The 22,147-nt window shown below is 42.2% G+C and carries 19 protein-coding genes; 5 read left to right on the forward strand and 14 right to left on the reverse strand.

Annotation, left to right across the window (positions count from 1 at the left end):
• Positions 1–51 precede the first annotated feature (51 nt).
• The 5 genes from M595_RS11815 to mgtE all read right to left on the reverse strand — a co-directional run bounded on the left by M595_RS11815 (position 52) and on the right by mgtE (position 6,428).
• Entirely contained in the window at positions 52–1,299 is a 1,248-nt protein-coding gene (locus tag M595_RS11815) for a restriction endonuclease subunit S (RefSeq protein ID WP_023066468.1), read from the reverse strand.
• Between the two features lie 99 nt (positions 1,300–1,398).
• Positions 1,399–3,822, reverse strand: a complete 2,424-nt coding sequence (locus M595_RS11820; RefSeq protein ID WP_040483989.1) for a type I restriction-modification system subunit M — start codon at positions 3,820–3,822, stop codon at positions 1,399–1,401.
• Positions 3,823–3,935: 113 nt separating this feature from the next.
• Positions 3,936–4,079, reverse strand: coding sequence for a hypothetical protein (locus M595_RS31145; protein ID WP_023066503.1), 144 nt, complete (start codon positions 4,077–4,079; stop codon positions 3,936–3,938).
• Between the two features lie 298 nt (positions 4,080–4,377).
• Positions 4,378–5,055, reverse strand: a complete 678-nt coding sequence (locus M595_RS11825) for a hypothetical protein (RefSeq protein ID WP_023066459.1) — start codon at positions 5,053–5,055, stop codon at positions 4,378–4,380.
• A gap of 8 nt (positions 5,056–5,063) precedes the next feature.
• Complete coding sequence (mgtE, locus tag M595_RS11830; protein WP_338041649.1) at positions 5,064–6,428, reverse strand: magnesium transporter; 1,365 nt, start codon at positions 6,426–6,428, stop codon at positions 5,064–5,066.
• Positions 6,429–7,067: 639 nt separating this feature from the next.
• On the opposite strand from mgtE, the gene M595_RS11835 reads away from it, so the two are divergent.
• Complete coding sequence (locus M595_RS11835) at positions 7,068–8,942, forward strand: sensor domain-containing protein (protein WP_023066501.1); 1,875 nt, start codon at positions 7,068–7,070, stop codon at positions 8,940–8,942.
• 42 nt (positions 8,943–8,984) lie between these two features.
• On the opposite strand, the gene M595_RS11840 is transcribed toward M595_RS11835, so the two are convergent.
• The gene (locus M595_RS11840; protein ID WP_023066463.1) at positions 8,985–10,409 is read right to left on the reverse strand and encodes an NADP-dependent isocitrate dehydrogenase; all 1,425 of its coding nucleotides are present in this window, start codon (positions 10,407–10,409) and stop codon (positions 8,985–8,987) included.
• 431 nt (positions 10,410–10,840) lie between these two features.
• On the opposite strand from M595_RS11840, the gene M595_RS11845 reads away from it, so the two are divergent.
• Positions 10,841–11,572, forward strand: coding sequence for a hypothetical protein (locus tag M595_RS11845; protein WP_238987067.1), 732 nt, complete (start codon positions 10,841–10,843; stop codon positions 11,570–11,572).
• Positions 11,573–11,681: 109 nt separating this feature from the next.
• On the opposite strand, the gene M595_RS11850 is transcribed toward M595_RS11845, so the two are convergent.
• From M595_RS11850 to M595_RS11885, 7 genes are all read right to left on the reverse strand, one after another.
• Positions 11,682–13,526, reverse strand: coding sequence for an alpha-amylase family glycosyl hydrolase (locus tag M595_RS11850; RefSeq protein WP_023066512.1), 1,845 nt, complete (start codon positions 13,524–13,526; stop codon positions 11,682–11,684).
• Positions 13,527–14,029: 503 nt separating this feature from the next.
• A complete protein-coding gene (locus M595_RS11860) occupies positions 14,030–15,088 on the reverse strand; it encodes a M23 family metallopeptidase (protein WP_023066508.1) in 1,059 nt (352 codons plus the stop codon).
• Positions 15,089–15,230: 142 nt separating this feature from the next.
• Positions 15,231–15,881 carry a hypothetical protein gene (locus tag M595_RS11865; RefSeq protein WP_023066485.1) on the reverse strand — a complete coding sequence of 217 codons (651 nt, stop codon included), beginning with the start codon at positions 15,879–15,881 and terminating at the stop codon, positions 15,231–15,233.
• Positions 15,882–16,200: 319 nt separating this feature from the next.
• Complete coding sequence (yidD, locus tag M595_RS11870; RefSeq protein ID WP_375339242.1) at positions 16,201–16,446, reverse strand: membrane protein insertion efficiency factor YidD; 246 nt, start codon at positions 16,444–16,446, stop codon at positions 16,201–16,203.
• Complete coding sequence (locus M595_RS11875) at positions 16,443–17,663, reverse strand: M20 metallopeptidase family protein (RefSeq protein WP_023066455.1); 1,221 nt, start codon at positions 17,661–17,663, stop codon at positions 16,443–16,445. The genes yidD and M595_RS11875 overlap by 4 nt, the downstream gene beginning before the upstream one ends.
• 172 nt (positions 17,664–17,835) lie before the next feature.
• Positions 17,836–18,114, reverse strand: coding sequence for a DUF5132 domain-containing protein (locus M595_RS11880; RefSeq protein ID WP_023066454.1), 279 nt, complete (start codon positions 18,112–18,114; stop codon positions 17,836–17,838).
• Between the two features lie 48 nt (positions 18,115–18,162).
• Entirely contained in the window at positions 18,163–19,209 is a 1,047-nt protein-coding gene (locus tag M595_RS11885) for an HMA2 domain-containing protein (RefSeq protein ID WP_023066517.1), read from the reverse strand.
• A gap of 546 nt (positions 19,210–19,755) precedes the next feature.
• Between M595_RS11885 and M595_RS11890 the strand changes: the two genes are divergently transcribed.
• The 3 genes from M595_RS11890 (at position 19,756) to M595_RS11900 (ending at position 21,837) form a co-directional block, all read left to right on the forward strand.
• Positions 19,756–20,130, forward strand: coding sequence for a hypothetical protein (locus tag M595_RS11890; protein WP_023066474.1), 375 nt, complete (start codon positions 19,756–19,758; stop codon positions 20,128–20,130).
• A 126-nt stretch (positions 20,131–20,256) separates the two neighbouring features.
• On the forward strand, positions 20,257–20,982 hold the full coding sequence (locus tag M595_RS11895; RefSeq protein ID WP_023066522.1) for an acyl carrier protein: 726 nt from the start codon (positions 20,257–20,259) through the stop codon (positions 20,980–20,982).
• A 531-nt stretch (positions 20,983–21,513) separates the two neighbouring features.
• On the forward strand, positions 21,514–21,837 hold the full coding sequence (locus tag M595_RS11900) for a DUF5132 domain-containing protein (RefSeq protein ID WP_023066457.1): 324 nt from the start codon (positions 21,514–21,516) through the stop codon (positions 21,835–21,837).
• Here the strand turns inward: M595_RS11900 and M595_RS11905 are convergent.
• Positions 21,834–22,118, reverse strand: a complete 285-nt coding sequence (locus tag M595_RS11905) for a hypothetical protein (RefSeq protein WP_023066498.1) — start codon at positions 22,116–22,118, stop codon at positions 21,834–21,836. The genes M595_RS11900 and M595_RS11905 overlap by 4 nt on opposite strands.
• Positions 22,119–22,147: the final 29 nt, after the last annotated feature.

The following is a 22,147-nucleotide window of genomic DNA, read 5'->3' on the forward strand; positions in this document are numbered from 1 at the left end:
TAGCCTCCTACGGAGGAGCTACGCTATCAGTTATTAATTATCCATTATTAATTATCCATTATTAATTAGTCTTGTTTTTCCTGTTAGTAATTCTTGCATCATTCCCTGTTTAATGGCTTTTGTTTTGGCTAGGCGTTTTTCTAAGGCTGTTATTTCTTCGTCTTGGTTGGAGAGGATGGTGGCGATCGCTTTTTGTTCGGGAAAAGGAGGAATTGAAAGCTCAAGCGCAGTAACATTTGATTTTGATATTTCTAAAAATGTCGAACCAAATGCTCTCTCAATCATCTGCTGCTTCATGGTTAGCAATTTATAATAAATAAACTCGTTATCTATTGTGTCAGAACAGACAATAGACTTAAACCCTTGATTTGTGGAAATTTCACAACCTGCAATTTTGACTTCTCCTATAGTGGCTCGACTACACAATAGTAATGTGCCAGCAGGAAGTAGCTGCGCTCCACTATTCTTTAGTCCTAAATATGAAATCTTGCGCTCTGTTTCAAATAGGTACTTATTGTGGCATCTTGTAATATCAGTAGGAATACACCATTTAATACTCCCATTCCAATAGGATAAGTTTGTGGTTGTTGGTGTTCCTCCGCTAATAATTTCTGCTATATCTCCTAAATTAATTTGTTTCCACTCCTCACCAAACCCAGGCAGGCGTTTCTTACCCGTCAATAATTGCTGCATTGTTGCCGTTTTAATATCTCGCTTTTTGCCTATGAGTTTATCCAGTGCTGTTATTAGGTTGTCTATGTTGGAGAGGGTAGTGGCGATCGCTTTTTGTTCGGGAAGGGGTGGGAAAGGTATTTTAAAATCTTTAAAATAAGGAAATCCAATAGTTTTTATTGTGTTACCAATAGCAATGCGTTCAAATTCAGATTTTTTTATTTGTAACCAGTAGTAAAGGAAATGATTGTCTAGTTCAAGACTACATTGCCAGGCTATAAAGTGCTGACTAACAGCCATCTCACTACTCAGAATAGAGCTTTTACCGACTCCAGCATCACGAGATAAAATAACTGTTCCGGCTGGATGAATTACAGCAGATGAGTTTGCAATTCCTAAAGGAGTAGTTTTGTCAGTAGTATCATCAATATAGAGAGCATCAAGTAGGTCTGAATCCTTTAATGATATCCATTTAATATTCCCATTCCAATATTCTGGGTATTTTTTATCTGGTGTGTGACCGCTTCCACGTTTGGCAACTGAATCTAACAAAACAACCTCCCAATCTTCAGGAATAACCCCAACCTCAGTATTTTTATACCCCTTCGGCACCCTCTCATCACTCATAAAATTCACCAATTATTACTAGCTTTTATCATTGCATCAGAAATAATCAAACTCATTTTTTTTAACTTCCTTAAATTATTAATTATTAATTATTAATTATTAATTATCAATTATCAATTGTAAATCCTCCTCAACCTTATTCGCCCAATTTTCCACTTCCATCTCCAACTCTGGCAAAGTTTCAGCATAACGTTCGTCTAAAACCTTCACCCTACCAGCCAACTGTTGCCTCACCCGTTCAATTTCTGTCTTAATATTACCCTCCAAAGTAGCCTGCCATTTATCATCAACCACCAGAATTTTTATCTCCTTCTCTGTCAACTCAGGATATTTAGCAAATACCATTTTATCTAATACCACTTGAGCATCTGCCACCTTTTTCTTCATCTTAGTCTGCATATCAAACAATTTCAGACATTGCTGCAACACCACTAACTCATCCTCTGCATCCTTGTCTCCTTTTATTTCCTTAATACGAGCAGTAACGCTAGTTTTTGTCAGATTACCTTTATCGTTAAAAGCATCAGTTAACATTCCCTCATCCCCACTATTTTCCTCAATAAATTCCTCCAACTCCTGAGTAATAGTATCTAAGTCTGTTTGCAACTTATTAATATGTGTTTGTTTGTCAGGAAAATACCGAGCAATAATCAACCCAGGGGGTATTAATTCCGTCTTAAATTTCTGCTTACCTATTATCAAATCTGGAGTTTCCTTCAACTTTTCCCCTTTTTTCACCACCAACTCCCGCCAAACTTTCCCCGCTTCCCAACCATCCTGCACCAATAGATAAACATCATCCTGCATTACCTCCGCCCAATAATCCATTAATATTTGATAAATGTCATATTTATCTATCAATTCGGCTTTAATAAACCGCTTGAGTAAATCCTCGGATATCTCAGTAATTAAATCTTTCGGCTTTTCACCCCTAGCAATACCCTTTAACCGTTGCTCGTGACTTTTACGCCATTTACGATAAATTGCTAAAGTCCGCTCTGCAAAATCATTAAATTCGGAATTATTTTTAATTGATAACTGATAATTAACATTGGCTAATTTTGAGTAACCTTTTCTAACTGGAGCAAATAAGTCTGTTTTGAGAGAAAGGAAGACTTGCCAATAGTTATCTAAAGCTGCAATATCCGCGTTAGGGATGCCTCCATTCAGGTGCGCGTTTAAGTCGTGAATATCTTCCGGCAAACTAGAATCTATATAGCGGGGAATATTCAGGTTATAATCATTCTGAGCAATTTCCCCCAAACTAACCATGCGACTGTAGCGGGGTAATTCAATTTGATTGTTAAATACATCCACAATTTTATGAATATCTTGACTGCGGAGGCGGTTTTTATTACCATCCTTGATAAACGCCTTACTCCCATCCACCATAAATAAGCCTTGACGTTTAGCAGCAGTAGCTTTGTCAATGACAATAATGCAGGCAGGGATACCAGTACCATAAAATAAATTAGCAGGTAAGCCAATAATACCCTTAATGTAACCCCGGCGCACCAACTCCTGACGGATAATTGCCTCAGCATTACCGCGAAACAGTACCCCGTGGGGCAAAATAATCGCAGCTTTACCCTTACTTTTGAGAGATTTGAGAATGTGCAACAAAAAAGCATAGTCCCCATTTTTGGCAGGGGGTGCCCCGTACTCAAAACGGTTAAATTCGTCCATACTTGGATTAATGCCATTACTCCAAGACTTATAAGAAAAGGGAGGGTTAGCAACGGCAAAGTCAAAAGTTTTCAGACCGCCATCATCATTTTTCCAATAAGGAGAAGAGAGAGTATTATCTTGCCAAATTTCTGCCGTCGGATAATTGTGCATAAACATATTCATCCGGGCGAGGGCAACCGTAGAGTTATCCATTTCTTGCCCGTAAATTGTCAAACCATGAGGAGATTCATCTACAACTTTCAACAACAGGGAGCCAGAGCCACAAGTGGGGTCGTACACCGTTGCATCTTGAGAAGTATTTGGAGGAATACCCAACACCTTCGCCACCACCCGCGACACCTCCGCCGGAGTGTAAAATTGCCCCTTACTTTTACCAGACTCCGTAGCAAAATGACGCATCAAATATTCATAAGCATCCCCTAATAGATCGTCCCCTTCCGCCCGGTTAGCACTCAAATCTATATCATTAAAAATAGCCACCAAACGAGAGAGACGGTCAACCATTTCCTTACCCTTGCCGAGCTTATCCTCATTATTAAAATCGGCAACATCTATTACTCCCTTAAGGTCATTTTCTTCTGCCAGGTTGCTAATAACTTTATTAATTTTATCCCCTATTTCTTTATCCCCCTTCAGAGCCACCAAATCGTCAAAAGTAGCCCCCTCCGGCACAACAATTATACTATCCTCATCCCCTGCATATTTATCAGACACATATTTCATAAACAACAGAGTCAGAACATAATCCTTATATTGGGATGCGTCCATGCCACCCCGTAATTCATCACATCCCGCCCATAATGAGCTATATATTTCTGTTTTTTTTACTGCCATCGGAGATTATCGTTAACTTACAATTATGTTGTGTCATTCCCGGATGATTGTCTTTTACTATAACTCATAAAGGTTATTTTATAGCTTAGAAAAGTAATCAAAATTAAATTAAATTAACTTTTGAGTTCGTGAACTCGTTGCCACTGTTGCGGCCCTGAAAGTTCGTGCTGTTGGGTACGCAAATAACCAGCATCATCTCGAATCGCGTTGGTGACTCGATCATACTTGAGATTACTCTGAAGTAACCAGTATACCATTATCCAATCCTCTGATCAGCTTCCAGTGCATTTAGAAATATGGGATTTAATGGTTTATTGACAACAAAAACCCCGACTTCTGGGGCCGGGGAGAGAAAACGAGCTTCACATCTACCAAGACTATAATATCGAGAACCTACCCCTGTTGAAAATGTTGATTATACTGATCTTTTGGGAGCCGTTCATTTTGACACTCCGTGAAAATACGGAGAACGACCGACAACTTTATCTTCAAACCTAAGCTGTGTCGGAGTTATAGATATCTTAACTCTATATAATTTTTTGAATCTCCAGATAGTCAAGAATCGCGATCGCGCAAGTTTGGCTCTGGATGTGGGCGTACCCGTTCTACCTGTTGGGGAATTTCGGCCTTTTCCTGGGACAACTCATTTAACGCCGACTCGACGCGATCGCGAAGTTCCGTCAACTGCTGCTGTTGTAATCGACCCCATTGAGGCAATTGATTGATAAACTGTTGTAAATCAACAATCACGCTCGTGAGATGCTCAATTTGTTCTAATTCAGGTCGGCGTTGAAAGTTAACCACAACCATCTCAATCTCTTGTTGTACCTTTTGAACCGTTTGTTCTAGAAGCACTTGTCGTTCGAGCAAACTGGGAAATAGGGAATGATTAGTCTCAGTTTCAACACCCGGTTGAGTCATTTCGGGTGAATGATTGGGATGCCATTGCTCTAAAACCCAGGATGGGGAAGAAGACTGAAGCGTTTTTAACTGTTCAATCAATTCCGTTAATATTACCCGATCATGATCAAACAATTTTTTCAAGTGAGCGGTACTTTTGTGCTGCTGTTGGGCGAAATGATATCGATTAATTTGATTAAATATCAAAGAAAAAGTCAAAGGAATAATTGCAGCTAGAAGGGAAACGCCCCCCATCATCGCCGCTACAATCGCGATCATAGCAAGGGCAAGAAAAGCTGACTCAACAATTTCTAGCCCATTATAAATTTTCATAACCTTAGTTAGAGTTGCAAAATCAATCGAGCTAAATTGAAGTAAATCAAAACACCGAGAACATCAACGACCGTTGTAATAAACGGAGCCGACATTAACGCCGGATCTAACCCCAAAGTGCGAAATAAAAACGGCAAAGCTGAACCCGCTACCGATGCCAAAATCGAAATCGCCACTAAGCTAATTCCCACAGACAAAGCAATAGATACATTCCCCTCAACAATAAATACAGTTGCCCAAACGGTTGCTAAAACCCCTAAAATTGTCCCAAGTAAAGCACCTGCTAAACCTTCGCGCCAAATCACTTGTAATGGCCCCATCGCCCGAATTTCATCGGTATTCATCCCGCGAATCACCACAGTAGAAGACTGAGCGCCGACATTTCCTCCTGTTCCGGTTAATAACGGAATAAAGAACGACAACGCCACCACTTGTTGCAGGAGATCTTGCTGCATTTTGAGAATGGCGCCCGTGACACTATTAGTTAGCAGCAAAATCAATAACCAAATCACCCGTCGGCGAGCCACCGTTAACAAACTGGCTTGGAAATAATTATCTCCCTCAGACTGCACCCCACTGAGTGCATAAATATCTTCAGTGGTTTCTTCTTGCAAAATATCTAGCACATCATCCACGGTGATAATTCCCACCAGTCGCTGTTCACTATCAACCACCGGAATTGCTAGAAAATCATACCGTTGGATAATGCGAACGACTTCCTCTTGATCGGTATCAGTTTGCACACAAACCAAATCCCGGTTGAGAATTTCACCAATGGTTTGATCCAGTTGAGCCGTCACTAAGTCTCGCAAGGAGAGAATTCCGGTTAATTGTCGATCCGAGTCCGTCACATAAAGCGAATAAATTGTTTCAGTAACATTGGCTAAACTGCGAATTCGCTCCAAACTTTGACCAACCGTGTAATGCTCCTTCAAAGAGATATACTCTGGGGTCATAATTCGCCCGGCGGTACCGGCTTCATACCCCAGTAACAACGCTGTGGTTTGACGTTCAGTGGGGCTGAGTTGAGACACCAACCGACGAACAACCGCCGCAGGTAGCTCCTCAAATAGTCTAGCGCGATCATCGGGCGACATTTTATCAACAATGTCAATCACTTCCTGGCGTTTGAATTTTTCACACAAAGACTGCTGAACACTAGAGTCAAGTTGTTCGTAGACTTCAATCGCCTCGTCTTTGGATAATAGACGAAAAGCAATCACCTGCATCGTTTCGGGTAAACCTTCAATGGCTTCAGCAATATCAGCAGGTTGTACGGGAACTAAAATCGTTTTAGCCGCTTGCAAATCTCCTCGTTCTAATAAAACTTGCAGTTGCGAGCGGACTAACTCCCGTAATTCTTTACGCGACATCGTTGTCAGAGTTGATTTATTCTCCTCAGTCAATGACAGCCCTCCTAATCACGAGTTCTGCATCCAGTCTAGAAGCAAAGTGACATCTCTAATGTACACCTTCACAATTGACAGGTCGGTTCAGAACTTCAAATTGCCAGTTCAATCGCCTGATGCTGGATACAGCGGATCAAAAATCTAGAGATGGTCAGAACCTTTAATGGCATTGTGCAATTAAACTGCGACTCATCGCCTGTGGTGCAATATTTAGCTACAGGATCTTCTGTAGTATCGCACAAACTTTCGATTGCCCAGAAGATTCTGTAGCTTGTTTGAGGAGAAATTGTATTTTCCTGGGGTCGAATTGGGGGTTCTCTTTTCCCTAAAGATACGTCACAATTTCAACAAAAGGGTAAGGATCTGGCAATCAAGGGGTACAACCCTTCGTTGCTGGAGGTTGCCGTTTGGGAATGCACATTAGTATTATTTGCCCAGAACGTTTAACATTATTTCTATAAATTTTGCCGAAATCATTCAGCCCAGTCACTCAATCGAGTGTATGTCTGTCATGTCATCGGTTTGGCTCGGCTTGCATCGGTTGAGCTATTATCCCAACTCCTGATATCAACACAGAAGATCTAAAGTAGCGGAAAGTTCCTTATGGGTGTAAATAACTTTAATCAGTTTGCTGCTCGAATTGAAAAAGAGGAAATATGTTGCTGCTATCCCACAGAACCCAGACAACACAACTATTCGTTTTTTTATCCAGAAGACAATCTGGAAATAGAACCCTCAAACTGTAACGAACTTTCATCTCTAGCCTCCAGAGACCTGTGTCAGCATCACATCTTTGCCAAAGCCTTACAAATCACGACAGATGCAGTGATGATCACCACGAGTCATCTTCATGGTCGCGAACCCGAAATTGTTTATATCAACGCAGCTTTTACAAAGCTTACCGGTTACTCATCGGCAGAAATTGTCGGTCAAACTCCTCAAATTCTCCAAGGCCCTAACACAGATCATCGTGTCCTCAAACGCCTCAAGCAAGCTTTAGCCCGAGGACAAGTATTTGAGGGAGAAGCGATCAATTATCGTCAAGATGGTAGCGAATTTCAGAACCACTGTTACGTTGAACCGATTTTTAACAACCAGGGACAAATTATTTATTATTTATCGATTCACCGAGAAATTATCCCTCAAAACCCGATTCCAACTCAATTTTCAACGAAAAACAATCTCGATCCACTAACGGGTTTAGCCAATCGCAGTCTATTCCTGCAAAGGCTACAACAATCAATTGATCGCTCCGGGCAGCATCCCGATTATTTATTTGCTGTTTTGTTGTTGGATTTAGACCGATTTAAACTGATTAATGATAGTTTAGGTCATCAAGCGGGTGATCAACTTCTCACGACGATTGGTCAACGTCTAGAAAGCTGTATTCGTCCCACAGATATGGTGGCGCGACTCGGAGGCGATCAGTTTGTCATTTTGCTCGATCAAGTTCGAGATTTGCTGAAAGTTTCTCAGGTGGCCGAACGTATTCAACAATATCTCAACAAACCGCTAAATCTGAAAAATCAAGAGGTATTTATCAGCGCTAGTCTGGGAGTGGTCCTCAGTAGTCCGAGCTATGATCACCCGGAAGATATGATCCGAGATGCCGATACGGCTCTACATCAGGCAAAAGCGGGCGGTAAGGCTTGTTATATGGTTTTTGATCAAACGATGCACCGTCATGCTCTTGAACGGCTTCAGCTTGAAAATGACTTACGACGAGCGATTGATGATCACCAACTGCAAGTTTATTATCAACCGATTATCGCTACGGATACAGGGCGAATTACGGGGTTTGAAGCCTTGTTGCGTTGGCAACATCCTGAACGGGGGATGATTCCGCCTAATTATTTTATTCCGATTGCTGAAGAAACAGGACTGATTCAAGTTATTGGTCAATGGGTGCTTAGAGAAGCTTGTCAGAGGGCGAAACTTTGGCAGTTGACGTTTCCTCAATCTCCGTCTTTATTTATGAGTGTGAATCTTTCTATTCACCAACTGACCTATCCCAATTTAGTAGAAATAATTGCTGATATTTTAACAGAAACTGGCTGTGATCCGCGTTATTTGAAGTTGGAAATTACTGAAAGTGCGATCGCTCAAAAAGCTGAGACTGTGATTCCCATTTTAGAACAACTCACTGCATTAGGGATTCAGTTATGTATTGATGATTTTGGCACGGGTTATTCTTCCTTAAGTCGGTTATATTATTTTCCGATTACAACTTTAAAAGTAGATCGGTCTTTTGTCGCGGCGATTACTCAGTCGAATGGAACCGCAAAAATTGCCTCTGCGATTATTAACTTAGCTCATAGTTTAGGACTGGAAGTGATTGCAGAAGGCGTAGAAACAGAACAACAGTTGGCAATATTGCGGAGTTGGGGCTGTCAACTGGCTCAAGGTTATCATTGGGCTAAACCTGAGAATAGTCAAGATACTGAAGCATTATTAGCTTCCTCTCCTTGTTGGCAATAGAGTCGGATGGGCAATGCCCACCCTACCCTTGATTCTTAAGCTTTAATCCTGGAAATGTTTGATAATGGCTTCAGCAAATTCAGAACACTTCAACTCTGGGGCGGGAGGTTCCATTAACCGAGCTAAATCATAGGTGACTTCCTGATTAGAAATAGCAGCACCTAATCCTTTTTTAATCAAGTCTGCTGCTTCTTGCCATCCCATATATTCTAACATCATCACGCCGGAAAGAATTAACGATCCAGGGTTAACTCGATCTAAACCTGCGTGTTTGGGAGCGGTGCCGTGAGTCGCTTCAAAAATCGCACATTGATCGCCAATATTTGCACCTGGCCCCATTCCTAAACCGCCGACCATCGCCGCCGCCGCATCGGATAAATAATCGCCGTTCAAGTTCATCGTCGCCAGGATAGAATATTCCGCAGGTCGAGTTTGAATTTGTTGGAAAATACTATCTGCAATTCGGTCATTGACCATGACTTTTTCTTTCCATTTACCATTGCCATGAGTTTCCCAAATTGCCTCTAAAACTTGCGCCACTTCCTGCACAATTTCCTGGCGTTTTTCGGGCGTTAACCCATCATATCCGGGTTCAACTTTTCGAGCATTATCTTCGTTAGAAATATTAGGATTATCTTCTTTATTACCCAAAATCCAAGATTCTCGCTCGGTAATACAGTCGTTACGAAACTCACTCGTTGCCAGTTCATAACCCCAATCTCTAAATGCACCTTCGGTATATTTCATAATATTCCCTTTATGCACTAAAGTCACCATTTGTTTAGCCTTGGGCAACCTTAAAGCGTGTTGCATCGCCCGACGCACTAACCGTTGAGAACCTGTTTTACTAATCGGTTTGATGCCAATCCCGGAGTCAAGGCGAATTTGTTTTTTACCATGTTCGGGTGTCGCTGGAATTAAGTCACTATTGAGGATATGAATCAGTTTTTGAGCAATTTCACTCCCTTCTTTCCATTCAATTCCTAAGTAAATATCTTCTGTATTTTCCCGGTAGATAATCACATCTAATTTTTCCGGGGTTTTGTGAGGGGAGGGCGTACCCATATAATATTTACACGGACGAACACAGGCGTAAAGATCGTTAATTTGACGGAGTGCTACGTTTAACGAACGAATTCCGCCACCAATAGGGGTTGTTAGAGGGCCTTTAATGGCAACTCCGTATTCTTGGATGGCGGTGAGGGTATCTTGGGGGAGATACTGATAGGTGCCATACTGTTCACACGCTTCATCTCCGGCGTAAACCTTGAACCAGCTAATTTGCCGTTGACTTCCGTAAGCGGCTTCGACTGCGGCATCTAGCACCCGTTGACTGGCCGGCCAGAGGTCAATTCCCGTACCGTCTCCGCGAATAAAGGGGATAATCGGATTATCGGGGACTACGGGTTCACCATTGTTGAAGGTAACTTTTTCGCCTGTGCTTGGAGGGGTAATTTTTTCGTACATTGAGTTATCCTATCACATCAAATTTAGCGGGCAAAACGGATTCTGTAATTTTGATCCGGCTTTACCTTTTTCACGATTTTTGACGACGACTGCAACGAATCGGCAAGAAATCTACAATTTCTTTAGAATTGTTGAGCGCATCCCGTTAAAATCAAGACATATAATCGGATGGGTTTACCGAATCTTGTTATACAAAATTCACTAATTTTAAGATTATTTTCAATAAACTCTAGATGGGTTAATCAATCTTTCTAAAAAATTAATCGACATTTGCGAAATGGTATACGGATGAATTGAAGAAGAAGGAGAGTCAAACAGACAATGCTTACTGTAGAGATTAGTAAAATTTTTTTCAAACTGTACTGAACTCTTAGTGAGGTGTTTGTAAAGGAAAGGGAGACTTCTTATAGATGTCTTTACCAGGGAAGCAAATGATGAAAAATTTTAAATTAAAAGCACTCAGTTTATTATCTGTAGCTGCCGGCTTTTTATTGATGTCTAGTCCGGCTTTAGCTTCGACTTACAAAAGCACCAGTGGAACAACGACTCTAGTGGTTAAACCGGATGCTAGCCGCCCATTTTCGGGTAATTATTCGACAACGGTTAAGAGTCGTAGAATTGTCGGAGATATCCGCATTATCACAGGGGAAGGTGTTCCCGGTTCTTACATTTATCAAGGGACTTTTTCTGATCGCGGTTTAGATGGCAAAGGAGAATGTATTGGTGATATTACCATCCTTCGTCGTCAGATTGGCCGTTCTGCGAAAATGGGTGCAAAAGTCACCTGGAAAGTTAAGGGTGGGCAGAATTGTACTTCGGTGGGTAAAACCTATACATTAAACTTAGTTGAAGCTTTACCTTCTGCCGATGCAAAAGGAGATTTTAACTGGAAGAATTCCGGGACTTGGCTTTCTGAACCCTTGCGGTATTCTACATGGCCGAAATGGAAAGTAACCTCTAGTGATGGTGAACTCAATTGTCGAGATAAACCCAATGGTAAAATTCAACAGGTTTATCGGGTGAATGTTGATCAAATTGAAGTCAATAAAGACCGGGCTAATGCTTTTGAGTTGAGTCGTGGAAAGAGTCCTTGGTTATTAACAAATAAAGGTTGTTATGTTCGGGCAAATCAGCAGTTTATTCAACCCATTTCCATGCCTTAACCCGATTAGATTTAATTAAAAAAAGATCCCCCTCGTCTAGAATATGAGGGGGTTCATCTTTTACAAGGCTAATAAAATAACTTTACTTTTAATCCTGAAAACTGGGAGATTAATCATTAACATCTTCAGGATTTTGAGATAAAATTAACGCACTGTAGGGGCCGATCGCAATATTTCCATTATACTCTAATCCATCTTTTTCACCTTCTTCAGCAATCATATCACACCCTCCAGAATTGCCAAAGTCGGAACTATAATGTTGGGAGTCACTATTAAAGCGTACCCGCCAAGTTCCCTTCTTAGGAAAGCCTAAATTATAACTATCATAGCTACGATCAGCAAGATTCAGAATAATCACAACATCACCTTTTGCACCGCCCGTTTCCCAACGATGAAAAGCGATAAGTTTATCATTATTATTGAGGTGATAAACATTCACATTTTGACCAAGTAATCCTCGAGTATTACCCTCTAAATTTCGGCGTAAACGAATTAAATCTCGATACAGTGCAAATATTCCCTCAAAAGTTTCTCGCTGAGTTAGATCTAAGGGATCGGTATCTTCAAAGTCGTTATATTCAAGTAATTCTTGACCTTGAAAAATCATCGGAATACCGGGAGAGGTGAGAATTAAAACCGTGCCTAATGTTGAGCGTTTGCGAGCAAACCAACTCTGAGCATTCCCAGGCCAAATTTCTTTGGGAAGTCGGGGTTCGTCGTGGGCTTCTAGGAAAATAACCCGCTCAAATACATCAAAATTATACTGATGAACAATTGCATCTCGAAGGGTATTCAAATCCCGTGAAGCATCATCAGGAGCCTTAATTACCCCTCGAACGGGATGAATAAAATTTGGGTCCCATTGAGCATCAAATCCCGCTCCACCTGCACCCGTTTCTTTGGTGATCCAGGGGTTATTTCTGAGGTCTTCTGCAATATTAATCTTATTCGGAAAACGACTCTTAATTTCCTCATTAATCCACTGCATCAAACTCCAACCTTCGGGAATTTCTGTTCCATCTTCTTCCATCGAGCGGATATTTAAAGTTGAATCCCACCGCAGTCCATCAATGTGATATTCTGTTAGCCACATTAACGCATTATCGCGCAAAAATTGACGCACTTCTGGACGACCATAATCAGGACGAGTATTTCCCCATGCAGTTTTAGCTCGTCGATCATTATAGAAGTAAATCCCTCCTTTATCATTTTCACTCCAACCATCAAATTGCCACAAATCTAAATCACTAGGACCAAAGTGATTATAAACTACATCTAAAATCACTATCATGCCATTTTGATGAGCAGCATTCACAAATTCTTTAAAAGCTTGGGAACCCCCATAAGCCGTTTCAACGGCAAAAATATCAGAGGGATTATAACCCCAAGAAAAATCGGCTGCAAATTCAGCACTGGGCATAATTTCAATCGCATTAATACCCAACTCTTTGAGATAGGGTAATGCTCGAATTGCACTTTTAAAAGTTCCGGGTTTTCCACCGGGTTTATCGGCGAAAGTACCGATGTGCATTTCATAAATAACTAATTCATTCCAATTGGGAGGAGAAAAGTCTTGATCTTCCCATGAAAAATCAGGAGAAACAACCACTGAATTTCCATTGGAATTCGTAACTTCTCTAGAATAGGGATCTTTGCGTTTGTAGGTTTCGTCTGTGTCTTTATTAACGATAATGTAGCGATACTCATCACCCACTTTGGCTTCGGGTAAATCCCCATACCAATATCCATTTTCTTCACTGTCTAAGGGATTGGCCGTCTCTGACCAATTGTTAAAACTACCCATAACATAAACCTTTGAGGCGTTGGGCGCCCAGACCCGAAATGCGACCCCTTGGGAATGAACAATAGCACCCATTCCTGAATAAATCTGAGCCTTTCTAGGAGAATCCAGCAACATAGCTTTCAAGCCTTTAAAAAAACGGTTAATATTCATCTCTGTCAGCTAGAAGAAGTTTAAAGTTCTAGCTGTAATATAAGAAATATGCTCCGAACTGCCAAGTTAAGTTCCCCAGTGCCAAGGAGGGCCGCTTCGTTCTAGCCCTAAAACTTGATTTGTGGGGGGGTGGGGAGGTAGGGAGGTAGGGAGGTAGGGAGGATTTTTATTAATAAAAAGCTATTTTTCCTCGGAAAAAACTCCTCTCCCCATCACCCTTTCACCCTTTCACCCCCAACGGGATAGCCACTCCCCTCAACGCGCTTGTTCCCGCGCACGGGGGTGGACTCACCATCAACCCCGGCAATTTTTAACTGAGAATGAAACAGCCCCGCCAGTGCCAAGGGTGTTTGGGTAATGAAATGATCTGGGATCGGATCATTGAAGACCATAATTTTTAAAAATCAAGTCAGTTCGTTGATTTCCTTATAAAAGTTAATATTAGAAGATACAAATATGATTTGTTAACTCACCTTAAGATAGATTTTGCTCCAAAAAACGGATTATTGTAATTGAACGTCTCGGTTCACATCAATGAGGATTTTTCCATCCCGAATTAAACGGTATTCTCCACGCCAAGTTCCAGGAATCAAAGGCTGTTGAGGATTGTTTCTCTTGCCAATATAACCTAGCCAAGTCCGACTGGGTGAGTCAAGCCGTTCTTGGTGTTCAACCACAGTTCGACCTCGCGGATCATAAAGCTGATATTCGACGCGATCGCCGGAGAGTGTACCATAAGCTTGTATCCAAAATAAAATAGCCGGATCGTCAGTATAAAAGAGAGTTTCAGTAAATTCTCCATCCCAGAGTTTATCTAAGTTCGGTGGTTCTGTCGCAAACCCAGCCCGAATTAACCCAGTTGGGGTGTAGGGAAGGGGTCGATCCCAAAGGGAATTTTGTCTGACATTACAACCGGATGACGCATTTGGCCCCACAAATGGATCAACCACTTGACCTTGATAACGTACACTCAGATGAACGTGGGGAAATGAAGCCAAACCGGAAGCCCCGACCAGTCCCAAAACATTGCCCGTGTCTACGATATCTCCGGGCTGCACTTCAATACTCCCCTGGCGGAGATGACAATATTGAGTTTCCCAGCCAACACCATTGGAAATGATACTGTGATCAATCACAACGCCGTTCCCACATTCACTTCCTTCTACAGCATATCGGTCAAATTCATCTTGAACCCGACGATCTTCGACTCCATCTCGCACACGCAAAACCTTTCCAGGGGCAGAGGCTAAAACGGGTACACCGTAGGCCATTATTCCTGCATCTGATATGGCAAAATCAGTTCCTTTATGACCATCATAGGTTTGCCGTCCGCACCCAAAATCAACAGCCGCGGTCGAGGGATCGCGATCGGGATAAAGTAAGATAAAACAATCTTCACCAATGTTACAGAGAATTGGGGGAGAAAAGCGAGGACTCGGTATGGTTTGGGCGATCCAGGTTTCGACTGTTAAACCGAGTTTGGGGTTGAGAACGTTAATGATAACTGTTAAGCTTAGAATTAGACTAAATAAAGCGAGATATTTTTTAAACCGTAAAATCATAGGAATTTTGTTAAATGTTTTTAGAGGTTGAAGTTTGCACCCTCTATTTTATTTTGAAATTAACCGTTTTTGACCTCACCCCCAACCCCTCTCCTACGAGGAAAGGGGTGTCTAGTCAATTTACCCTACCCCCTAGCTTAAATTAACGAAAAACGAGATCTGATTGTAATCTTAAATCTAGGTCTTCTTCGGGACGAATCACTAGAACTTCGACTTTCTCCCGTCCTAAGAATACACCCGCGATCGCACCGAGTCCGGCACCCCCTAAGACTTCTTCGGTGGCGATCGCTTTATCTCCGACAATTCCTGCAATGGCTGTTGCTGCGGCTGCCCCAATTGCAGCCCCTTTGAGAATATCACCCGCAGAAGCCCCTTTACGAATGGTTTCGGTACGAGTCACGACTTGAGAATTGGCGTTGAGGCGATAGCGCCGACCATTTCCCAGGATGACTTCATCGGCGATAAACTGAGAACCCCCAGAGGCAGGGCGCAATTCTCCGTTAATTTCTGACCCCTGGGGAAGCCAAACTTGTCCGTAGGTTGTCCGAACCTCTTTTGAGACTTTGAGGGTTACAGGGACGGTTTCCTCGGGGGTAAGGACGATTTTCTCGGCGGTTTCGTATTCAATGGGAATCAGGGTTCCGGCGGTAATTCCATCGCGTCGGAGAGAACCGGGGAAACGTTGGGCGACGGCGGGGTTGGGGTTAAAAATTACGGGGGTCGCCACACTAACGGTTAACCCCAATGCAATTAATAGAGATGTTCCGGAACGGTTTAATTTGGAGGTGAACATGATCGGAGCGTCCTTCATGCGAGTCGATTTGTTTAATTCTCAAGACGTAGAGTTGTTCAAATTGGTTCACTTTTCCAGGTGTTAGCATAACATTCTTGATTGTTAACACCTGATTTTTCTGTGGGGAAATCCTGTAGGGTCAGTTTTGAGGGAACACCGGATCGGGGAACAGGGAAAATTGATCATTCATAATTCATAATTGAATTCATCATTTATTAATCCATAAACTTTTAAACTGGTAAAACGTAGGGGCGCTCTTGCTTGCACCCCCAAACTAACAAACCGAATTAACCCCAACTTTAGCCTCAAAATCTAACAACTACTTCTTACATTTTGGGGAATGTTTATGTTTGTGAGGAACGGGGTCATATCCGCCCGGATGAAAGGGATGACAGCGGAGAATTCTTTTAATTGCCAACCATCCCCCTTGAATCACGCCAAAACGTTCAACCGCTTGTATTGCGTAGGTTGAACAGGTGGGTTGATATCGACAACTGGGGGGTAATAAGGGAGAAATAAACATTTTATATCCCTTAATTAATATTACCACAATTTTCTTGATCATTGCTGTTTTGAACAATATTTTTCAACGCAACGCACGAACATTTCTACGCCCATTCCCAACGCTGTTTCATCGAAATCAAACCGGGGATGATGATGGGGATAGGCTAAATCTTTTTCCGCATTTGCCGAACCCAAAAAGAAATAACAACCGGGAACTTCTTGTAGGAAATAGGACATATCTTCGCCGCCCATTGTTTGACATTCGGGGACAATTCCGACGGGGGTTTCTACTACCGTTTCCGCGACACTTCTGACTAACTCTGCTATGCGACTATCGTTAATAACTGGGGGATAAAACGAATAATAATTCAAATCGTAACTCGCCCCCTGACCCTGACAAATTCCAGCGATAATATCTTCGGTACGTTTACCAAAAAATCCCGCATATTTGGGGTTAAAATATCGCACAGTTCCGGTCATTTTGGCTGAGTCTGCAATCACATTATTGGCGTGTCCGGCGTGAAGGGAACCGACTGTTACCACCGCAGATTCTAACGGGTCAACATTACGAGCAACAATGGTTTGTAGAGCATTAACAATTTGGGCTGCAACCACAATAGAATCAACTGTTTGATTGGGCATCGCCCCATGTCCGCCCTTGCCTTGAATCGTGCATTCAAACAACTCGACCGCCGCCATTAATGCTCCACTTCTCACCCCAACTGTTCCTAATTTTAAATTATTCCATAAATGTAGTCCGATCATCGCATCAACATCAGGATTTTTTAACACTCCTGCTTCAATCATCGGTTTAGCACCGCCTGGGCCTTCTTCTGCGGGTTGAAAGATGATTTTAACTATTCCTTGAAAATCTTGACGATGATTGGCTAAATAATAAGCGGTACCCAATGCAATAGTCGTATGTCCGTCATGTCCGCAAGCGTGCATTATCCCGTCATGTTGGGACTTATAAGAGACTTGATTTTCTTCTTGTATGGGTAAAGCATCCATGTCCGCCCGAATTCCTAAAACTGGCCCGGGCTGATGACCTTCTATGGTGGCGACTATTCCGGTTTTGGCAATTTCGGTTTGATGTTCAATTCCCCAAGCTTTTAATTTCTCTGTAATAAATTCTGCGGTTAACTGTTCTTTAAACCCCAATTCAGGACGTTGATGAAGTCGGCGACGCCATTCGACTAATTGGGGTTGTAAATTGCGAATTTCTAGTCGCAGTTGAGAGAGGTTATCGGTGTTGAGGGCAGGAACAGTTGAAACCATAGAGTTTTAGGGATTAGGAATTTTGCAGCTAATTACATGATCTCTTATTATAACTGTTCTCACACCCCAAATAAAAGCCGGGGGGTTGTATTGTTGTCAAATTGTTGAATCTTTCCCCCAACTCCCTCTGCGGAAATGAAAGGGGGAATTCATACAATCACTAATGAGTAAATTAGTTGGCAGCAATTTGAACATCTACGGTTTGTTTACCGGGATTTTCTGCGGCTAATTCGGCTTCGGCTTCGGCGATGGTATCTTCCCAAAGTTCTCCCACTTCGGCGAGCGCTTTTTGTCCGTTATGATAAAGTTTAACGCCGCTTTTTATACTGGCTTTGGCGACAGTTTTGGCAACGGGAACGAGTAGGGGAACTAAGACTAATGCACCGACTCCGACCGCTGCGGTTGTCACTGATGTTTGTTTGAAGGTTCTCAATAGATGAAGGTGTGCCATGATAAATTTCCTCGCTTTATTCAAAGGGTGAAAAGGTTTTGCGTTGAACTAGCCGACCGTCTGAGGTGCGGGACGACCTGCCATAAAGTTTAAAAACATTGACAGCATGGAAGACTTAAATTCTGAAAATTTTCCTTTTTTCTCCGGAATGTTTGGGGTTGAATTGACGGCGGTTTCTGAAACGGTTTCTACTTTTGGTTTAACCGAATTTTCAACAATATTTTCGACTATTGTTTCGGGTTTTGCTTCTTCAATGGATGGGGCGACTTGTATTTCGGAAGTTGTTACCGGAGTGGTTAATATTTCAGAAAGATTGGGTTGGCTTTCTGCAACTTTCTCAAACAAACGGTTTAACTCACTCTCCAGTTTGACAACACTATTAAATTGATGAATGATTGTCACCGAAGCGGTTGTGGGATTAATATTAATGGTTTTAATCCCAGAAATTTGTTCGGCGAATCTTTCTAGGCGTTTGGCGTAACGGGAATCTTCTCTGACTTGCGGAACTCTCAGCCGAATTCGTCCGGGTGTTGAATGAATGACGCTGATTTCTAAGTTTTTGTCTTGAAGATTGCTAGAATTTTTGGGATTCAAATTGGCGGTTAATAATGCAGCGTTCTTCAGTTGGGGTTTGACGCCGTTGATGACTTTTGCTGTGGCTTGACTGGTTGCGTAGGAAACCGGAAGCGATACCCAACCGCTAAGTCCTAAATGTCGGTTTAATAGCATCGCTGCAATCATCCGAATTAAGGTTTCAATCACTTCTGTTGAGGGTTCGGATGTTGAGGTCAATTTAACCGCTTCATCGGGAGAAAGGTGCTGACTTTCTGATTGATTTTTGAATTGATTTTCTAATGCACAGTGAGAAACGGTTAACTGTGCTAAAAGTTGAGATAGCGAGAGTTTTCGCGTGTCAAATTTTAACACCAAACTCTCGGTGTTGGGATGTAAAATAACGCTGTAGACTCCTTCTATTTGTCGCAGGTTTTGGGCGACTGTTTCTTTGTGACTCCTGACTTTTATTCGCACACGTCCCGGCGTTGCATGAACCACTTCAATTGCTGTATTAATCGGTTGCGGGGTCGTGTTGGTCATATTCCACCTCCTTTGGGGGAATCTAGAGTAGATGCTGAACTTAATCCCTTGGTGCCAGAGTCGGTTAAACGAAGGTTAAGTTACTTTCTAATTCTAGATTAATCCTTTTTGCTTCTAATGACAAGTAGAACTCTTTTTTTTTTACAAATTTTATTGTTCAAAAGTTCGTATAAAACTTGCGCTGAGTCGATTTCAGGTCTTTTGTCTCGGTTCATTTGGGAAATTTTTAAATGATTCTAAAAAGTTAATTGACAACAATATTCAATTGTTTAAATCCCGCTTTTTTTACTAAGATTTAGGCAATAATTTGGTTACGGCTTAAGGATAATTTTGTTAGGGTTTCCAGACAATCAAAATTTATTGACAATAACCTTCAACTGTTGTCGGGGTTGTTGGGATGCACGCCCCCTCTCCGCGCAACATAACCCAAAGTCTATATTTCCGTCACAAAATCTATACCTTCTTCTATAAAAGTGTTTTAGATATTGTCACAAAATTAAAACCGGTCTAAGATAGAGACATCGCAACGCAAGGAGTTGAACGAATATGCACAGAAGAGGAGGATGTCGTCACGGTGCCGGACGTCCGGGGGCTTGGAGACACGGGCAAACCCAAACCATTCGCGTACCGATGGCGCTGAAAGAACAGTTGCTCGAAATTACCCGACAGTTGGATAATGGGGAGACGGTGGGCTTCGCAGAGAACGACCTACAAGCGTTGATGAATCGTTGGCAACAAGAATGTAATGCAGCTTCGCCCGATGCGGTAGAATGGCAAAAAGTCCGTCAACTTTTGGCCGAACTTCAGCAGGTTTTATTGACATCAAGCCTTGAGTCGGGATGCGGAAACCGCAAGGGTCACAGAGGTCAAGGTCACTGTGGCGGACACCATCACGAAGTCGTTGAAACGCCGATTATTTAGTCGCAATTTGTTGATCCCCCCTGCTGTTTTGAAAGGGGGGTTGGGAGAGGGAAGGGGTTAGTTTTTAGTTGCTCTTAAAATTAAAATTCTGTTTGCCGTCCTCATTTTTGGAGTTGCTATCCGATTATGAATGAATCCGAAAACGAATATCAATTAAAGATACTGGATATGGCGACTCATCTTTGTCTGGATAAAATCGCCACTCCCACGGATGAAAATCTAATATTTATGGAATCTAATGTTGATAAAATTATTTGGGATGTAGCGACCGAAATCTATCAACAGAGTGGTTTTAAAGCTGATTTGGCTAGGGTCAGAAATATCGTTATTTCTCGTATTGAAAATATCAGGTATCAAGTTCAGCTTAAAGCCGAACCAAAAGCCGCAGAACAGGCTAAATGTGAAGCCGAGTTACGAGAACAAGCCGAACCAAAAGCGGCAGAAGAAGCCCAACGTTTAGACGAGTTGCAAGAACAAGCCGAACAAAAAGCAGCAGAAGAAGCCAAACGTGAACCCGAGTTGCAGAAACAAGCTGAACAAAAAGCGGCAGAAGAAGCTAAACGTGAAGCCGAGTTGAAAGCCGAAATTTTTCTCCAACTACGAAGGGTATTGGCCGAAGAATTAAGAGTCGATGAAGAAAAGGTAAATTTTGACAGCAATATTACAGACTATTTGCGTGTACATTGGGCGGATAGGCTACTCATTTCTGTGGCTATAGAGCAGGAATTTGAAATTGAGATACCAGACGATGAAGCAAAAAAAATTGGTCTTTATGGCTTCAATTCTTGCACAGTTAGAGAATTATTCGATTATATTTATCAGAAGATTAACAACACTACAAAAACAAAATAGAATCTGTTCTGCGTTCTGGTCATCCTCCAACTACAGCAATGGTGTCCCACAAACGAGCAACTTGTCAACCCGTGCGATGGCTAGTTCGCAGTGGGTGGGCGTCGAGAGGGGTTGGGGGAGAGGTCATACCCCCCTTTTTAAGGCAGGGCTGTTTCATTTTCTGTCAGAAATTGTAGAACCTAACCCCCCAACCCCCTTCCCTACGAGGGAATGGGGAGTTATTAAGAGTTGTAGATACTTAATAATCTTAAAAATCCTCCCCTCGCAATTTATCAACATTCCCGAATGGGACACCTTTTCCCTCTCCTCGTAGGAGAGGGTTAGGGAGAGGTCGAGACGGAATGGGGGGAAGGGGGGATAAAATCTTAAGAGAATGCTGAGATTTGCAACACCCTTGAGTTTTGCTCGCCGCTTGTGCTTAAATGAGAATCTGGGGAACATCTGATCTGGCGATCGCAATTCGGTAAAAATAAAATTGTACAAGCGAGAAGTTCTCCAGATTTGACGCAGGTACTTGGCGGAGGATAATAAATGTTAACTCAAAATCAGGCTAGATTGGCAATTGTTGAGCGCATCAGAACCGCTTACCAAAATAATCCCACCCGAACAATTGCGATAGGAGTCGGAGTTGTGGTCTTAACTCCTGCGGTAATTCCGTTACTCAAACCCGTTGCGAAAGCAGCGATAAAAGGCGGGGTTTCGATGTACGAAAAAACCAAGGCGGCGATGGCAGAAACGGGCGAAGTGTTCGGAGATATCGTTGCCGAAGCCCAAGCAGAAGTCGCCGCAGAAGCCCAACAAAAAGCTGAACAAACAGCGGCTTTATTATCCAACCACAGCAACCCGAAGAACTAAATAATTTTCTCGGCAGATGTCGTCGAATTGTTGTTAGGATTAAACCCATTTTGTTCGATGTCTATTCGGGTTTGTTTGGTTTCGTGATAAACGGATAACCCTTGTTTAATGGCAGCTTTTAGCAAGGGTCGTCCCAATTTCGTTGCCGCCGGAACCACAATGGTTCCCAAAACAATCACCCCAATTCCGGCTAAGGCGAGTTGATGGTTGGGGTTTTCGTCTTCGAGAATTTCTCGCAAATGAAGTGACAAAACAGACCGATCCCAATGAATTAGAGACATAATTGCTCTCCTAATATTTTATCAACAAT

Source organism: Lyngbya aestuarii BL J (genome assembly GCF_000478195.2).
Classification (GTDB): domain Bacteria; phylum Cyanobacteriota; class Cyanobacteriia; order Cyanobacteriales; family Microcoleaceae; genus Capilliphycus; species Capilliphycus aestuarii.

Bases quoted from the DNA above. Each gene is read 5' to 3' on its own strand.
- M595_RS11815 (WP_023066468.1), bottom strand. From the start codon at position 1,299: ATGAGTGATGAGAGGGTGCCGAAGGGGTATAAAAATACTGAGGTTGGG.
- M595_RS11820 (WP_040483989.1), bottom strand. From the start codon at position 3,822: ATGGCAGTAAAAAAAACAGAAATATATAGCTCATTATGGGCGGGATGT.
- M595_RS31145 (WP_023066503.1), bottom strand. From the start codon at position 4,079: ATGGTATACTGGTTACTTCAGAGTAATCTCAAGTATGATCGAGTCACC.
- M595_RS11825 (WP_023066459.1), bottom strand. From the start codon at position 5,055: ATGAAAATTTATAATGGGCTAGAAATTGTTGAGTCAGCTTTTCTTGCC.
- mgtE (WP_338041649.1), bottom strand. From the start codon at position 6,428: ATGTCGCGTAAAGAATTACGGGAGTTAGTCCGCTCGCAACTGCAAGTT.
- M595_RS11835 (WP_023066501.1), top strand. From the start codon at position 7,068: ATGGGTGTAAATAACTTTAATCAGTTTGCTGCTCGAATTGAAAAAGAG.
- M595_RS11840 (WP_023066463.1), bottom strand. From the start codon at position 10,409: ATGTACGAAAAAATTACCCCTCCAAGCACAGGCGAAAAAGTTACCTTC.
- M595_RS11845 (WP_238987067.1), top strand. From the start codon at position 10,841: ATGATGAAAAATTTTAAATTAAAAGCACTCAGTTTATTATCTGTAGCT.
- M595_RS11850 (WP_023066512.1), bottom strand. From the start codon at position 13,526: ATGAATATTAACCGTTTTTTTAAAGGCTTGAAAGCTATGTTGCTGGAT.
- M595_RS11860 (WP_023066508.1), bottom strand. From the start codon at position 15,088: ATGATTTTACGGTTTAAAAAATATCTCGCTTTATTTAGTCTAATTCTA.
- M595_RS11865 (WP_023066485.1), bottom strand. From the start codon at position 15,881: ATGTTCACCTCCAAATTAAACCGTTCCGGAACATCTCTATTAATTGCA.
- yidD (WP_375339242.1), bottom strand. From the start codon at position 16,446: ATGATCAAGAAAATTGTGGTAATATTAATTAAGGGATATAAAATGTTT.
- M595_RS11875 (WP_023066455.1), bottom strand. From the start codon at position 17,663: ATGGTTTCAACTGTTCCTGCCCTCAACACCGATAACCTCTCTCAACTG.
- M595_RS11880 (WP_023066454.1), bottom strand. From the start codon at position 18,114: ATGGCACACCTTCATCTATTGAGAACCTTCAAACAAACATCAGTGACA.
- M595_RS11885 (WP_023066517.1), bottom strand. From the start codon at position 19,209: ATGACCAACACGACCCCGCAACCGATTAATACAGCAATTGAAGTGGTT.
- M595_RS11890 (WP_023066474.1), top strand. From the start codon at position 19,756: ATGCACAGAAGAGGAGGATGTCGTCACGGTGCCGGACGTCCGGGGGCT.
- M595_RS11895 (WP_023066522.1), top strand. From the start codon at position 20,257: ATGAATGAATCCGAAAACGAATATCAATTAAAGATACTGGATATGGCG.
- M595_RS11900 (WP_023066457.1), top strand. From the start codon at position 21,514: ATGTTAACTCAAAATCAGGCTAGATTGGCAATTGTTGAGCGCATCAGA.
- M595_RS11905 (WP_023066498.1), bottom strand. From the start codon at position 22,118: ATGTCTCTAATTCATTGGGATCGGTCTGTTTTGTCACTTCATTTGCGA.